Here is a 15,614-nt window from a genome sequence, read left to right as displayed (position 1 = left end):
GTTGATATTACAATCATAGCATATGAATAATTATTCCCACTCAATCGTAGCAGGCGGCTTGCTCGATACATCATAAGTCACGCGTGATACTTCAGCGATTTCATTCATAATGCGGTTCGATACGGTCTCGATCAAATCATACGGCAGATGCGCAAAGCGAGCCGTCATAAAGTCTACGGTCTCAACTGCACGTAGCGCGATTACCCATGCATAGCGGCGGCCATCGCCGACCACGCCGACAGATTTGATTGGTTGGAATACCGCAAATGCTTGTGCCGTCTTGTCATACCAGCCTGAGCGCTCAAGCTCTTGCATAAAGATAGCATCAGCCAAACGTAGGATATCAGCGTATTCTTTTTTAACTTCACCAAGAATACGCACACCTAAACCTGGACCTGGGAACGGATGACGATAGATCATTTTGGCTGGTAACCCTAGCGTAATACCAAGCTTGCGTACTTCGTCTTTGAACAAATCACGTAACGGCTCAATCAGTTTAAATGCCAAGTCATCTGGCAAACCGCCTACGTTATGGTGGCTCTTAATGACATGAGCTTTGCCTTGATGTGACTTAGCAGATTCGATCACGTCTGGGTAAATCGTACCCTGTGCTAAGAATTCAACGACTTTACCATCACTCTGCTCACTCACTTGACGCGCGCTATCAGCGAATACGTCAATGAACGTCTTGCCGATGATTTTACGTTTTTTCTCTGGATCAGACTCGCCTGCTAGCGCATCCAAGAACAAATCTTCAGCATCAACACGGATGACTTTTACACCCATGTTTTCTGCAAAGATTTGCATGACTTGGTCACCTTCATGCAGACGCAATAGGCCGTTATCAACGAACACACAAGTCAGCTGATCGCCGATTGCTTTGTGCAATAACGCGGCAACGACTGAACTATCAACACCGCCCGATAGACCTAGCAATACTTGCTTGTCACCGATTTGCTCTTTTAACTGTGCGATACGCATATCAGCGATATTGTCTGGCGTCCACTCACCTGCACATTCACAGATTTGATGCACGAAACGACCAAGCAGCGCTTGACCTTGTAGCGTATGCGTGACTTCTGGGTGGAACTGTAGGCCGTAGTATTGCTTGTCATCATTTGCCATAATCGCGATCGGACAGCTTGGCGTGCTAGCGATGATGTCAAAGCCTTCAGGTACTTCGATGACCTTGTCACCATGACTCATCCAAACGTTTAGTTTGGCAGCAGCGCCGTCAGTCTTGCTATCTTCGATGCCGTCAGTCAGCTGCGAGTGACCATTTACTTCGATAGTCGCCGCACCAAACTCATGAATATCACTGGCATGAACTTGCCCGCCAAAACGATCTGCCATTGCTTGCATACCGTAGCAGATACCTAGTACTGGCACGCCTAGATCAAATACCGCATCGTTGATACGTGGGCTGTTTTCTGCGTGGACGCTCTCAGGGCCACCTGACAAAATGACGCCTTTTGCGCCAAAATCGATGATGCGCTGAGTGTCGATATCATAAGGGAACATCTCACAAAACACCCCTGAATCGCGCACACGGCGGGCGATTAACTGGCTATATTGCGAGCCAAAATCGAGGATTAAGATGCGATCTTCTTTGATTGCAGGAGTGGCAGCAGCAGTGGTCATAAATCGATATCCATCAATAGATAAATTGGTGCCCTATTTTAACAAGTTTACGCCCTCTATTGGCTATTAGATGGTTAATTATTCACGATTATTATTCGCGCATACCCTCAATTTGAATAATTACTCCCTAAGTAAGGATAAAAATAAGCAAAGAGTAGATAGCAAACCCAATTACGAGCAAACTATCTTCTTCTCTATTCATCAGCCATTTACTAGGTTTACTACGTAATATCACCCAACGCTGCATGAATGCGATTCAACCCTTCTATCAATGTCTCTTTAGGACAGGCCACATTTAAACGCATTTTTAAATGTCCTTCCTCGCCATATTTAATGCCAGCGTTTAGCTCAACTTTAGCAGCTCTAAGCGCATCATACAGCGCCTGATCGTCTTGACTATATGCTGAGCAATCTAGCCAAATTAGGTACGATGCTTCTGGGCGCATGATTTTAATATCAGGCAAATGCTCATTTAAAAACTGCACCGTTAATTCAATATTGGCCTCGATATAACTAAGCGCCTGCTCTAACCACTCACCGCCGTGCTCGTAAGCACTACGCATGGCCGTATAAGCAAATAAATTCAGCTCGTACTCATCGTTTAACTGCTGCTGCTGACTGATTTTTTTGATTAGCGCTTTATCTTTAGCAAATATCATAGAGCCTTTGATACCTGCGATATTAAAAGTTTTGGTCATTGAGGTCAGGCTGACTATGTTGTGCTCATAGCCTTCTGCCAGCGTCAGAAATGGCGTAAACGTATGACCAATCAAGGTCAAATCTTGATGAATCTCATCACTAACAATCGCCACATTGTACTTTTTACAAATGGCCAGTAGCGCTTCCAGCTCATCCCTCGTCCACACGCGCCCGCCAGGATTGTGCGGATTGCACAGCAAATAAAGCTTAACGTCATGCTCGATGATTTTGGCTTCGATATCCGCCAAGTCTAGATGATACTTGCCATCAACTTCCTTTAATGCAGAGAGCACAAGCTTACGACCATTTTGCTCAACCTTGCTCATAAAAGGCGTATAGATAGGATCGTTGACCATTACCGTCTCGCCTACCTTGGTAAAGACATTCATCATCAGCGCTAGGCTTGGCACGACACCAGGGGAAAACAAGATATTCTGCTTCTCTAACCGCAAGTCATAACGCTTACCATGCCAGTTAATAATCGAGTTATATAAAGCGTCAGTAGGTTTGGTATAACCCAAGATGCCATGCTGCATGACTTGCTCAACCGCGCTTAATATCGGTGTGGCAGCCTTAAAATCCATATCTGCTACCCATAGCGCAATCGTGTCATCGTTATAGTGCCACTTGAGTGAACCGGTATCGCGTCTGTCGATTATTTCATCAAAGTTATATTGCATTGGTACTCTTCTTATTTGGAATAATAATGGTTTGGAACGTCGAAAACACAGCGCAATATGTGCACTATATTATAAATATACGCTACGCTATCTGCTCTAGTAGATTAAGGCGCATTCGATTTTTTACAAATAATTAAAGTGCTTTTAGACCTTAATTATCCATTTATCGGCTTAAATAACCTTCAAAGATATAAAGTAAACATTATTTGAATAATAGTTAAAAAATAATGCTACATTAAGGTTTCGGACTCTATCTATCATAAAGTTATTTATGCCAGAGTGCGCTGATGTTGCCATGATTATAATCTATCAACATCTACCCAAACTATCTAATAAGCCATCAAGGCTAACAAAAAGGAATGAAGAATGAAAATGGACTTTTTACCAAAATCAGTACTAAAGATTAGTGCCCTCACCTTTGCCATTGCCGCAACCGCTTCTTGCACTGCTATGGCAACAGGAACTGACCATCAGACTGCAAACGCAGCTAGCAGCACCGCCATCACTCTCGGCAACGCTGCCACAACTAGCGGCACCAATGATACCGTTGCCATCGGTAGTCAGGCCAATGCAGGATTAAACTCAGCTACTGCCGTTGGCGGTCAAGCTAACGCTGCTGGTCTAGGCTCAACCTCTATTGGTTGGCAATCAAAAGCCACTGCCGAACGTGCACAAGCTTTTGGTCATCTAGCCAATGCAAGTGGTGTACGCTCTACCGCTGTCGGTGAGGCAGCTATGGCAGGTGGCAATAATGATACAGTTGCTGTCGGGAATAAAGCCAATGCAGGTCTAAATTCAGCAACAGCCGTAGGCGGTGAAGCTAATGCCGCTGGTCTAGGCTCAACCTCTATCGGTTGGCAGTCAAAAGCTACCGCTGAACGCGCACAAGCGTTTGGTCATCTAGCCAATGCAAGCGGTATGCGCTCTACCGCTATTGGTGAAGCGGCTATGGCACAAGGCACAACTTCGGTGGCGGTCGGTAATAAATCTATGGCAGGCGGCATGAACAGTATCGCTATCGGTAACGAGGCAAAGGCGTCTAAAGACAACCAAGTCGTGTTAGGTAACGCTGGACAAGTGCAGTCGAGTACTGCAGCACAATCAGGTACGGTCAGAATCGTCACGATCGATAATAACGGCACTTTAGGTACGATGATGGTTGATTACTACCAGAAAGCTAAATAATTATAGTTGAGCCAATAACACTGGTATAGCTATAACCAGCCATGCTAGATAAGTCAGTAATACTCGATAAAATGAAAAAACCTCGCAATTGCGAGGTTTTTTTGGTTGGTATGTTTGATTAAATAGGATTTTTACGGAAGTTTAAAAGGTAAGTGCACATATCGTCCTTTTATCTTTTGCGTATGAGAAACACTCTTAAACTGTATTAATATTAACGCCCCTTAAACTCAGCCTCACGTCTCTCAACCATCGCCATTACCCCTTCTTTTGCATCTTCTGAATGAAACAGCGGCGGCAGATAGCTATGGATATTGGCCAATGCCGTTGCTGCACCATTACGGCTGGCATCTTGTGCTGAAGACAATGCCCCTCTCACACCCAAAGGGGCGGCTTTACAGACCTCTTGGGCTAGCGTCAATGCACGCTCATATTCAGAACCATTTGCTACCACTTCGCTGACCAAATTCAGCCTATCGGCCGTTTGCGCATCGAATGCTTTACCAGTGAGTAGATACGGCATGGCTTTTTGCCAGCCAGCAGCGGCGACAAAGCGTACCGTTGCGCCACCAAATGGCATAATGCCGCGCTGGACTTCCATTTGTGCAAAGTTACAGTTATCACTAGCGATGACCACGTCGCTATTTAGCATCAGCTCGATAGCCACAGTGAAGCAAGTACCTTTTACCGCGACGACCACTGGTTTGGTGCGCAGTTTTCCACTGATACCCCATGGGTCGATTTGATCATCATTAAACTCAAACACGCCATCGTTTAGCTTGTCTTGCAGCTCTACCAAATCTAGCCCAGCAGTGAAGTGATCACCATGGGCAAATATCAGCGCACAGCGTAAGTTATCGTCCGCCTCGTAGCGAGTCATGGCGTCAGACAGTTGGGCAATCATATGACTGTCAAAGGCGTTGCGTTTATTGGCACGGTTTAGCCCGACAAGGCAAACATGGCCTTGGGTGTTATAAGTGATGCGGTTTTCTGTGGCGTTACTATCCGTAGTCATGGTTCCATCCTTGTTAAAGTAATTATTGGAATATAATGAGTGGTTATATAGTCGAATCTCGATACTTTATCGGTAGAGATTGAGCGATAAGTCACCTTTAATATAGACACCCTCGTTCTATAACACAAGCCATAGAGATGACTCGCATAGTGCAAAAATCGATAAAAGTTGACCTCATTTACGATAAGTGCAACTATGTTGCAGGTCTAAATATGGTTCAGAGTATTTTATGGAATTTTGGCACGGTTTTTTACTCATCACTAGCGTACATCTATTGGCTGCAGCCTCACCTGGCCCTGATTTTGTCTTAGTCTCGCAGCAGACATTAGCAAAAGGTCGACGCACAGGTTTGATTTGCAGTCTCGGTATTACCTTAGGTCTTGCCGTCCATATTATCTATTCTGTATTAGGACTGGCGACTGTCATTGCTCATTCGCAGCCGTTATTGACTACTATTAAATGGTTGGGGGGCAGCTATCTGATTTATTTAGGTTGGCAAGGTATCCAAGCCAAGCCTAAAAAACCAGCAGATTTAGAGACCGTTCAACTTTTTGAAAAAACACATCCTTTGGAAAAAACAGACTCACAAGTAGATTCAAGCGCTCACGCTTCGCAAGATGCGCTTGCTAGCCAAACCACACCTACAACCAAAGAAACCACTATCGAAAAATTGCCTAGTAATGGCGAATCTACCTTTGCTACGTTGCGTCGCGGATTCCTTTGTAATGTTTTTAATCCAAAAGCCCCTGTATATTTTGTAGCTATTTTTACTCTTGTATTGTCGCCTGATATCCCGCTTTGGCAATTGGCTATTTATGGTGTATGGATGATGGTGTTACAGATGGCGTGGTTTAGTACGGTCGTCATGCTACTCTCTATCCCTGCGGTACATCGACGCTTCCAAAGGTTTGAGCATTGGATCGACCGCGTATTGGGTACTGCGATGATCGTATTAGGGCTCAACTTGATATTGCGTCATCGATAAGCGACCGATAAAGCGCGGATAAACAATTAGCAACCTGCGAAATCTGCTACACTGGTTACTTATATCCATATATCGTAGCCTGACATTATGACAAGTAAGCCCATGACCCGTAACCCTGCAAATAGTAAACACAGAAACAGATCTCCTGCGACCGCAAAAAAACTCGGTCAGCTGCATCCACGTAACCCGCACCAAGGTCGTTACGACTTTGCGGTACTGACTCGCGCCTTACCCGAGCTTGCTGACCATACCATTACCAATCCTAAAGGTGAGTCGACGATTAACTTCTCGGATCATCAGGCTGTTCGCGTGCTGAACAAAGCACTGTTGGCGAACTATTACGGTGTTAAGTTTTGGGATATTCCTGAAGGCTATCTATGCCCGCCTATTCCTGGACGTGCCGATTATATTCACTACATCGCAGATTTACTGGCACAAACCACTCACGTAAATGCCGACAACACACCGCCAACGGGTAAAGAAATTCACGCCCTTGATATCGGTACTGGTGCCAGTGCTATCTACCCTATCGTTGGTAGTCAAAGCTATGGCTGGCGCTTTACAGCAAGTGACATTGACCCTATCTCAGTCAACACCGCAGCGCTGATTTGTGAAGCTAATTCAAAACTAAAGAGTGCGGTCAAAGTAAAGCTGCAGCCTGAGCCTAAGTTTATCTTTAAAAACATCATTGGTCGTCAAGATTATTTTGATGTCGTGGTTTGTAACCCTCCGTTTCATGCTTCATTAGAAGAAGCGATGGAAGCCAATAGTCGCAAGCAACACAACTTGCAGCGTCATCGTGGTAAAAATGAAAGCGAGCAAATCAGCCGTAGCTCAACCAAATCAGGCAACGCTGCGCAAAACCTAAACTTCGGTGGTCAGCATAAAGAGCTATGGAGTGAAGGTGGCGAGATTGCCTTCCTGACCAAGATGGCAAAAGAAAGTCAGAGCTTTGCAGAACACGTTGGCTGGTTTACTACTTTAGTGTCGAAATCTGAAAACGTTAAGCCATTGCAATTATTATTAAAGCAGCTAAACGTCGCTCAAATGCGCATTATCGAGATGAGCCAAGGTCAAAAAAGCACTCGCGTACTAGCTTGGCGCTTTGACACTGACGAAGAATAATCACTAAGTAAAATTACTAATTTGAGTCTCACGTGAAACAAAAAAGCACCGTTTTGATATTCAAAGCGGTGCTTTTGCATAAATACTCAGTAAAAAACTAAATAAATTAGCTAAAAAACATCACTTTTAGACCAATCGCTATAAGCACGATACCGCCCAATGCTTCAGCCTTATCCTCTAGCCATGTACCTGAGCGACGTCCCAAATAAACCCCGAGCCAGCCAAATATAGCGGTTACTACAGCGATAATAAGGCAAGCTAACCACGCGTTCAGTGCCAATAAATTCAGCGTAAACCCTGCCGCCATTGCATCAATACTGGTTGCAACTGCTAACGTAAACATAGTGCGATGATTGATATGTCCATGCTTACTCGTGGCTGTTACTGTATCACTATCAGTGTTAATATCATCATTGACGTCTAGATCACCACTGTCATCATCTGACTCATCAGCAGTAAACACTTCGTAAAGCATTTTGCCACCTAGAGCAATCAATATAGTACCGCCAATCCAAGGTGCAGCAGCGGCCAACCAACCCAACATTGCCGCACCTAATAAGTATCCGATAAGAGGCATTATCCCCTGAGCGATACCAAAGTAAAGCGCAGCATAAATAGCCAAGCGCAGTACATATTGATGACTATATTTTTGAGCCTTAGCACCCAACCCTATCGACACTGCAAACGCATCCATCGCTAAAGCAATAGCGAGTAAAATTACTTCAACCATTTGATTCCCACAAATTATAATTATTAAATAATAGCAACGTTAGAAAATGAGTTTCACGTGAAACAAAAATACCGCCTTGAATATCAAAGCGGTATTTTTATAAATTGTCAGTAACCAGTTTCAAATTTAGATATCTAAGTTCGATACTGTTAGCGCATTCTCTTCAATGAAGATACGACGCGGCTCAACGTGATCACCCATTAAACAGGTAAACATATGGTCAGCAGCGATAGCATCTTCGATAGTAACGCGTAGCATACGACGGTTTTCAGGGTCCATCGTTGTATCCCATAGCTGGTCGGCGTTCATCTCGCCTAGACCTTTGTAACGCTGGATAGCTAGACCACGACGCGCATCAAGCATCATTTGCTGCCAGAGATAATCAAAGTCACGCACTGGGATGTCTTTCGTCGTACCAGCAGATGCTTCACGGCGGATAAAGGCATCGCTCTCAAGCAACGTATTCCACTCGCTTGATAGACGTAACAACTTGCCATACTCACCCGAGTTGATAAAGCTAGCATCTAACAGATAATGGTGTGCCAGTTGATGCACATATACCGTGACGCGTGGCAGCCACTGTGCCTTGGTAGATAAAGCCTCACTATCTGACGCTTCGCCTTCCTCAGTACCTAATACTGGCGTCATACCCAATAGATCTGCTGCGGCTGCGTCCATATTTTTTGGCTGCGGCGCATGGATATTAACCAATTCAATCTCAGGGCTTAGATCGCTACCGAAGTGATCCAGCTTAGTCTGCATTTCTGCTTTCCAATCTTGCATAGCAGACTCGTCATAAGTCATGTCAGTATTAAGTTTTGGTGTATGCGTCAATGCGTCCAAAATCACTGCTGGGAAACGAATCTGTAAACGTGCTTTGATCAACTGCGTTTGGTTATAGTCATTGAGTAGTGTCTCAAGCGCTTGACCAGTAATCGCAGGCGCATCAGCACTGATATGCAGCTTAGTATTGTCAATTGTTGAAGACAATAGATACGCTTTAAGCGCTTCGTCATCTTTTAGGTATAACTCTTGACGGCCTTTTTTCACTTTGTATAGCGGCGGCTGAGCGATATATACATAACCACGCTCGATCAACTCAGGTGTTTGACGGAAGAAGAACGTCAATAGCAACGTACGAATGTGCGATCCATCAACATCGGCATCGGTCATGATGATGATTTTGTGATAGCGTACTTTGTCAGGATTATATTCGTCAGGGCCAATGCCACAGCCCAATGCAGTAATCAGGTTGCCTACTTCCGCAGAAGATAACATTTTGTCAAAACGAGCACGCTCAACGTTTAGAATCTTACCTTTCAATGGCAAAATAGCTTGGGTTTTACGGCTACGGCCTTGTTTGGCTGAACCACCTGCAGAGTCACCCTCCACAATGTATAGCTCAGATAATACTGGATCTTTTTCTTGGCAATCAGCCAATTTACCAGGCAGACCTGCAATATCCAAAGTGGTCTTACGACGCGTCATCTCACGCGCTTTACGAGCCGCATCACGCGCGCGTGCTGCATCGATAATCTTATTAGCAATAGCTTTACCAGCACTTGGATTCTCTAACAGATAGTCATTGAACTTATCATGCATCGCTGATTCAACAGCAGATTTCACTTCGCTTGATACTAGCTTATCTTTGGTCTGACTTGAGAATTTTGGATCTGGTACTTTTACAGAGACAATTGCAGTTAAGCCTTCACGAGCATCATCACCCGTTGCGGCTACTTTTTCTTTTTTAAATAAATTTTCGCGATCCATATAACTGTTCAAGCAACGCGTCAATGCTGAACGGAAACCTGATAAGTGAGTACCACCATCTTTTTGCGGGATATTGTTGGTGAAACACAGTACTTTTTCGTTATATGTATCTGTCCACTGTAGCGCGACTTCTACGCTGATACCATCATCTTGCTGGCTGGTAAAATGGAATACGTCGTTGATACCGTCTTTACCAGCATTGATATAGCTAACAAACTCTAGCAAGCCACCTTTATGCTCAAATTCATGACGCTTATCAATACGCTCATCAGTCAAAACAATACGCACACCAGAGTTCAAAAATGACAGCTCACGTAAGCGTTTTGCCAAGATATCGTACTCAAAAATCGTACCAGTGAACACATCACTACTAGGATAAAAGCGGATTTGTGTGCCCGTCTGATCGGTGGCTTCCATCTGTTGGATATCGCTATCAGGTACACCATCAGTATAAGTTTGATGATAATGATAGCCTTCGCGCCAGATATTCATCTCAAGTTTTTGAGATAGAGCATTAACGACTGAGACACCCACACCGTGCAGACCGCCTGACACTTTATAACTATTATCATCGAACTTACCGCCCGCATGCAGGACAGTCATAATAACCTGAGCCGCTGACACACCCTCTTCTGGATGGATATCAACAGGCACACCGCGCCCGTTATCCATCACACTGACAGACTCATCTTCGTGGATGACAATATCAATCTGATCACAGTGACCAGCAAGTGCCTCATCGATAGAGTTATCCACTACCTCAAAGACCATATGATGCAAGCCTGTGCCATCATCGGTATCACCGATATACATACCAGGACGCACACGTACGGCCTCTAACCCACGCAATACGCGAATATCTTTAGAACTATAATCAGAAGGCAACACTTCTGAAACTACAGTAGGCACAGCGGCTTCAGTAGCACTGTCGTCTATCAATTGCTCGTGGTCAATAGGTAATGAATCACTCATGTACATTCCTTAATCTAGCCATAATCAGCCATTTACGATTAGCGCACTTATAAAAAGTCTGCTGCATAATGGCATCTTAAAATTAAAGTATATTATTCATAATCTAGAGTGCATATGAGCAGCTAAACCACTAACCACCGTTAGCCTCAAAAAAGGCTGCACAGAGATAAAATTAGTAAATTATTTATTAGTAATAGTCTTTGTTTTTCTAGACATTGTCAAAACTATTGAAATAAATAAAATACATAATTATCAAATACTTATAGATAATTGAAAAATAGAAATCTTTTCTATGATGCTATCAAATAAATTGCTGAGCACAGGACAAAAATAAAGGGTTATTTTAACATTTTTTTGCTTCTAAGTCACTGTTTACTGAGAGTTTTACGGTCTGTGAAAGGTCGTCTTAACATAGTAACTGTTAGGACAAATAGTAGTGGCTAGTGTACTGAGTAATGAGTAATGAGTAATGAGATGTGAAAGTAGATGGGTAATCATCAAAAGTATAAGCAGAAAAATGAAGTATTAGTTAGTAAATGAGATTTTTCCTTGTTTCACGTGAAACGTATTTGGTTGTGACCAAAGTTCATTAACTAAAGGTAAAATATCGTCTGTTAGACTGGTCATAAATACTTGGCAAGGGAGTTGAGCTAGGGTCGATAGCAGTATTTCTATAGCTCTATCATCTAGTTCTGCAGTGATATCATCTAGAAGCACAACAGGGGTTGCTTTCGATGATAAATCATCATTGAGTGAGTCACTGCTCTCTTCATCGTTTAGCAACAGTGGTAGCTGCGATAGGCGCAGTGCAGTAATGAGCAGTTTCTTTTCACCGCGAGACAATACATTTGCTGCCTGCTCTTTTAAAGTCGGTAGTTTGGTTTGGATACTATTTGCTGAAGCTGCTGTTCTCGCATCTGTCGTTTGATCGCTTATAGACTCATCAGAACGCCAATGCACATGAATATCAGCACGATGATTGCCTATACGAGTATATCCCAATTGCAAATCCTGCTCTAACCGCTCATTAAGCTGCACATCTAGCGCGACACTGGTGTCATAACCAGCGTTATAGCTCAGGCTCAGTTGCTCAGCGTAAGAAGGCAATAGCTGTAAAATACTCTTGGCAAAATAAGGCTGCCATTCAGTAAATACTTGCTCGCGATAATGATGAATCAAAGCAGCATGGTTACTCAACCCTTTATCCCATGATTTCAGCTCAGAAAGCTGTACTTGGGTTAAATGACGAGTCCTCTTTAGCAAACTATTGCGCTGTTTCAGTAGGCGTTGATAAGCCATCCATTGTGGATGGAACCCTTGTTTCATGTGAAACACTAACCAATCTAGCAGCTGTCGACGGCTCGCACTTCCCTGCTCCAACATATCCATCGTCGATGGATCTATCAGCAATGTAGGTAGCTGCTCTGTCAAGATACTTTGGTTATAAACAGTGGTTTGATTGAGGCGTAAGATGGTCGTAGCATCTGCTTGCTTTTGAATAGCTAAAGTACGACTATCATTGAGCTTAGCATGAACAGTCGTGTTATTTTGATGATGTTGGATATAACGTTTAGGCTGGTGATGACGAAAGCTCTTACCTCTTGATAACAAGAATATAGCTTCGAGCAACGAGGTTTTACCACTGCCATTTGCACCAATAATTATGTTGCAGGCAGCAGGCTCTACACTAATTTGAGTAAGGTTTCTAAGATGGGATATTTGTAGACGTTCAATCATGGTATCGATAGCCGCCCATTAAAGCCTGCTAATTTAACAGGCAAAAGTTTATTAAAAATCAATATTCAGTACTAAAAATAAAGCCCTTTGAAACGTATTATTTCTATTCGATTTTGTTTATTTCTAAAGAAAAACACACTATATACGCATTGGCATAATGACATACTGATGGAACTCATCATTTAGTTGATTGACCAATACAGAGGCATTCGATTGGCTCATATGCATTTGTAAATCGCCTTGGATGACGCCTAATACATCTTGCAGATAAGCAGCATTAAACGACAACTCCATTGGCTCACCTTGATACTTAGCTTGTATCATCTCGACTGCTTCATCCTGCTCAGCATTATTAGCACGTACTTCGACCATACCATCGCTAGCAAAATTAAAGACCACACCACGAGATTTTTCATTACTCAAAATGGCAACGCGGCGTAATACGTCCGTCATTTTTTCTTGACTGAATAAAGCCAGCTTGTCAGTATTGCTCGGCATCACACGGCGATAATCAGGGAACTTACCATCAATCAAACGCGCAGTAAATGTCACCATCAAATCTTGGCTGACCTTTCCTGCACTATCGACATCACCAAATGGTAAGCTTACTTGTAAAAACTCCCGGCCAAAACTTAGGGTAACTGCGTTATCTTGATCACCCAACATTTTACCAAGCTCAGAAGCTAAACGCTCAAGCTCAATCACTGCCTTACGCGGCAAGATAGCCTGCATATTGAGATCTGCACTTACATTGATCACACTACGGGCTAATGCCAATCTATGACCATCTGTTGCTACCGTTGTCAGTTGCTGCTGTGAAACATCAAATAACATACCTGTTAAGTAGTAGCGTACATCTTGAATCGCCATTGCAAACTGTGTTTTGTGAATCAAATCTGTCAGACGATTACGGCTAATAGTCAGAGGTGTGATATTTTCAGGGTTACCCAAGCTCGGATAGTCTTCGCTTGGCAATGTTCCCAATGTAAAACGACTCTTACCACTAGTTAACAAGCAACGCTCATTTACCTGAGTTACTAGATTAACTTGCGCCTGCGCTGGTAGCGATTTACAAATATCTTTTAGCTTGGTTGCAGGAAGCGTCGTTGTACCGGCTTCAACACAAGCACCAGCAGGCAATTTCAATGTCGATGTCAGCTCTACCTCTAAATCTGACGCTGTTAAGATAAGCTCAGATTCTGATAGCTGTAGCTTGATATTACCCAATATAACCATATTGTGGCGTTTATCAGCGGCTTTGGCGATCAAGTTGATAGCTTTTAGTAACGATTCTCGATTGATCGATAATTGCATGCTTAGTTACTCTTATTTGAATGATTCTTTTATAAAAATTTGCCGTAATGGCTTAATAATACCTTGTCTGCTAACGATAATCTACAGAGCATCTGTGCACTTGTATTTTCGATATTATAAACCATCTGTATCTACTAGAATACAACGATATCTAACGCTTTTATCCTGCCTGTAACATCAGAGCTAGGGTTTTATAATCCTTATCAAACGCAGGATCTGCTGCTCTCAACTCATTTACTTTATCACAAGCGTGCATCACCGTCGTATGGTCGCGTCCACCGAACGACTGACCAATTTCAGGGAAGCTATCGCCTGTTAATTCACGCGACAAAGCCATAGCTATTTGACGTGGTCTTGCAATACTACGCGTACGTTTACGCCCCATAATATCTTTGACCGTGACATCATAGTACTCAGCAACTATCTTACGGATATTATCCATATTTACTGCCTGCACACGCATCGCAACGATATCTTTTAGTGCGTATTGCACCATCTCAAGGGTAATCTGTGCCCCTGTTAAGTTAGCATTGGCAAATACCTGATTTAAGGCACCTTCCAAACGTCTGACATTAGACACCACATTTTGTGCAATGAATAGCGCACATTCCTTTGGTAATACCATCCCGTAGGAGGCTGCTTTTTTCTGCAGAATTTGTACTCGAGTATCAATTTCAGGAGGATCAACAGCGACTGTTAACCCCCAAGAAAACCGTGATCTAAATCGTTCATCAAATTCTGTCATTTGGGAGGGATGTCGATCAGAGGCTAAAATAAGTTGTTTATCACCACTAGTAAAATCTGCAAATAATGTTAGAAACTCATTACTACTTTTAGTCTTTCCTGCCAATACATGAATATCATCTACAATTAATAAATCTACTTTTTTAATTTTCTTTTTAAAATCTTCTATTTTATTATTTCTTAATGAATAAACTAATTGATTTATAAATTTTTCAGAAGTGAAATAATAAAAACTTTGATTATTTTTTAAATAGCGATGAGCTACAGAATGCATTAAATGCGTTTTTCCCAATCCAGAAGGGCCGTATATAAATAAAGGATTGTGACGATTTTTTGATTGGCGCTTACCAAGCTCATAACAAGCCTTGTAAGCCAAGTTATTGGACTTACCTGTAACAAAGGTTTCAAAAGTAAATTCGGGGTTCAGATAGCTTAATGATTTTGTATCAGCAGACTCAACTGGCTCATTATGACGCATGTTCGCGTCGATATCTGCTTTTGCGTTGTTATGATGAATAGATTCAAATTTATGTTCGGATGGGGTAGGGGAGACGTTGTCTTCTACAAACAAAGAACCTGATTGACTGTTATCTTCTGCATTGCGGCCAGTATTATCAACACGTACGACGACCTCTTCAATACTACCTTGACTGTGTTTGGTCACCAACTGCTGAATATCTTGAAGATGATTCTTCTTGATATACGTCACAAAATAATCATTGGGAGCAAGAATAATCAAAGTTTGTGCTTCTTGATGAGCTGACAGAGGTCTCAGCCACATAGTAAACACGTTGTCTTTGACGTTATAACGCAAATCGTTTAGACATTTATCCCAAATATTTGCTGTGTCTATCATGAAAAGTACTGACCTTGTAATCTGAAATAATAGTTATTTTTTAGCAATATAAACTGCTACCTAAGCCTCGATATTACACGTAACAACTAACCAAAGAGTTCGTACTGATATCCTATACGAAGGTGTATATCAAGTAGCGCCTAATTTAACACAGATACCCTGTG

The 15,614-nt window shown here is 42.7% G+C and carries 11 protein-coding genes; 3 read left to right on the top strand and 8 right to left on the bottom strand.

Annotated elements, in window-relative coordinates; genetic code table 11:
• Positions 1–30 precede the first annotated feature (30 nt).
• Positions 31–1,641: a glutamine-hydrolyzing GMP synthase gene (guaA, locus tag CXF61_RS07955; RefSeq protein ID WP_057757585.1), complete on the bottom strand. Its 1,611-nt coding sequence runs from the start codon at positions 1,639–1,641 to the stop codon at positions 31–33.
• A 221-nt stretch (positions 1,642–1,862) separates the two neighbouring features.
• Entirely contained in the window at positions 1,863–3,020 is a 1,158-nt protein-coding gene (locus CXF61_RS07950; RefSeq protein WP_165597817.1) for a MalY/PatB family protein, read from the bottom strand.
• Positions 3,021–3,386: 366 nt separating this feature from the next.
• On the opposite strand from CXF61_RS07950, the gene CXF61_RS07945 reads away from it, so the two are divergent.
• Positions 3,387–4,205: a hypothetical protein gene (locus tag CXF61_RS07945; RefSeq protein WP_165597816.1), complete on the top strand. Its 819-nt coding sequence runs from the start codon at positions 3,387–3,389 to the stop codon at positions 4,203–4,205.
• 211 nt (positions 4,206–4,416) lie between these two features.
• Here the strand turns inward: CXF61_RS07945 and CXF61_RS07940 are convergent, their stop codons facing one another.
• Positions 4,417–5,217 carry a crotonase/enoyl-CoA hydratase family protein gene (locus CXF61_RS07940; protein ID WP_165597815.1) on the bottom strand — a complete coding sequence of 267 codons (801 nt, stop codon included), beginning with the start codon at positions 5,215–5,217 and terminating at the stop codon, positions 4,417–4,419.
• Between the two features lie 229 nt (positions 5,218–5,446).
• Between CXF61_RS07940 and CXF61_RS07935 the strand changes: the two genes are divergently transcribed.
• Together CXF61_RS07935 and rlmF are read left to right on the top strand one after the other, a co-directional pair.
• Complete coding sequence (locus tag CXF61_RS07935; RefSeq protein ID WP_165597814.1) at positions 5,447–6,202, top strand: LysE family translocator; 756 nt, start codon at positions 5,447–5,449, stop codon at positions 6,200–6,202.
• Positions 6,203–6,289: 87 nt separating this feature from the next.
• Complete coding sequence (gene rlmF / locus CXF61_RS07930) at positions 6,290–7,327, top strand: 23S rRNA (adenine(1618)-N(6))-methyltransferase RlmF (RefSeq protein ID WP_165597813.1); 1,038 nt, start codon at positions 6,290–6,292, stop codon at positions 7,325–7,327.
• 106 nt (positions 7,328–7,433) lie between these two features.
• Here rlmF and CXF61_RS07925 read toward each other — a convergent pair whose 3' ends face one another.
• The 5 genes from CXF61_RS07925 to dnaA all read right to left on the bottom strand — a co-directional run bounded on the left by CXF61_RS07925 (position 7,434) and on the right by dnaA (position 15,450).
• Positions 7,434–8,057, bottom strand: coding sequence for a manganese efflux pump MntP (locus CXF61_RS07925; RefSeq protein WP_165597812.1), 624 nt, complete (start codon positions 8,055–8,057; stop codon positions 7,434–7,436).
• Between the two features lie 126 nt (positions 8,058–8,183).
• Complete coding sequence (gene gyrB / locus CXF61_RS07920) at positions 8,184–10,799, bottom strand: DNA topoisomerase (ATP-hydrolyzing) subunit B (RefSeq protein WP_165597811.1); 2,616 nt, start codon at positions 10,797–10,799, stop codon at positions 8,184–8,186.
• Between the two features lie 525 nt (positions 10,800–11,324).
• Complete coding sequence (recF, locus tag CXF61_RS07915) at positions 11,325–12,536, bottom strand: DNA replication/repair protein RecF (protein WP_165597810.1); 1,212 nt, start codon at positions 12,534–12,536, stop codon at positions 11,325–11,327.
• Positions 12,537–12,674: 138 nt separating this feature from the next.
• Complete coding sequence (dnaN, locus tag CXF61_RS07910; protein WP_165597809.1) at positions 12,675–13,850, bottom strand: DNA polymerase III subunit beta; 1,176 nt, start codon at positions 13,848–13,850, stop codon at positions 12,675–12,677.
• A 160-nt stretch (positions 13,851–14,010) separates the two neighbouring features.
• On the bottom strand, positions 14,011–15,450 hold the full coding sequence (dnaA, locus tag CXF61_RS07905) for a chromosomal replication initiator protein DnaA (RefSeq protein WP_165597808.1): 1,440 nt from the start codon (positions 15,448–15,450) through the stop codon (positions 14,011–14,013).
• Between the last annotated feature and the right edge of the window lie 164 nt (positions 15,451–15,614).

The sequence above is a fragment of the Psychrobacter sp. 4Dc genome (assembly GCF_002836715.1).
Classification (GTDB): Bacteria; Pseudomonadota; Gammaproteobacteria; order Pseudomonadales; family Moraxellaceae; genus Psychrobacter.
This window is presented reverse-complemented; position numbering and strand designations above follow the sequence as displayed.

What these genes read in the sequence shown, in the direction of transcription:
- dnaA (WP_165597808.1), bottom strand. Translation starts at nt 15,450, where the DNA reads ATGATAGACACAGCAAATATTTGGGATAAATGTCTAAACGATTTGCGT.
- gyrB (WP_165597811.1), bottom strand. Translation starts at nt 10,799, where the DNA reads ATGAGTGATTCATTACCTATTGACCACGAGCAATTGATAGACGACAGT.
- CXF61_RS07950 (WP_165597817.1), bottom strand. Translation starts at nt 3,020, where the DNA reads ATGCAATATAACTTTGATGAAATAATCGACAGACGCGATACCGGTTCA.
- CXF61_RS07940 (WP_165597815.1), bottom strand. Translation starts at nt 5,217, where the DNA reads ATGACTACGGATAGTAACGCCACAGAAAACCGCATCACTTATAACACC.
- recF (WP_165597810.1), bottom strand. Translation starts at nt 12,536, where the DNA reads ATGATTGAACGTCTACAAATATCCCATCTTAGAAACCTTACTCAAATT.
- CXF61_RS07925 (WP_165597812.1), bottom strand. Translation starts at nt 8,057, where the DNA reads ATGGTTGAAGTAATTTTACTCGCTATTGCTTTAGCGATGGATGCGTTT.
- rlmF (WP_165597813.1), top strand. Translation starts at nt 6,290, where the DNA reads ATGACAAGTAAGCCCATGACCCGTAACCCTGCAAATAGTAAACACAGA.
- guaA (WP_057757585.1), bottom strand. Translation starts at nt 1,641, where the DNA reads ATGACCACTGCTGCTGCCACTCCTGCAATCAAAGAAGATCGCATCTTA.
- CXF61_RS07945 (WP_165597816.1), top strand. Translation starts at nt 3,387, where the DNA reads ATGAAAATGGACTTTTTACCAAAATCAGTACTAAAGATTAGTGCCCTC.
- CXF61_RS07935 (WP_165597814.1), top strand. Translation starts at nt 5,447, where the DNA reads ATGGAATTTTGGCACGGTTTTTTACTCATCACTAGCGTACATCTATTG.
- dnaN (WP_165597809.1), bottom strand. Translation starts at nt 13,850, where the DNA reads ATGCAATTATCGATCAATCGAGAATCGTTACTAAAAGCTATCAACTTG.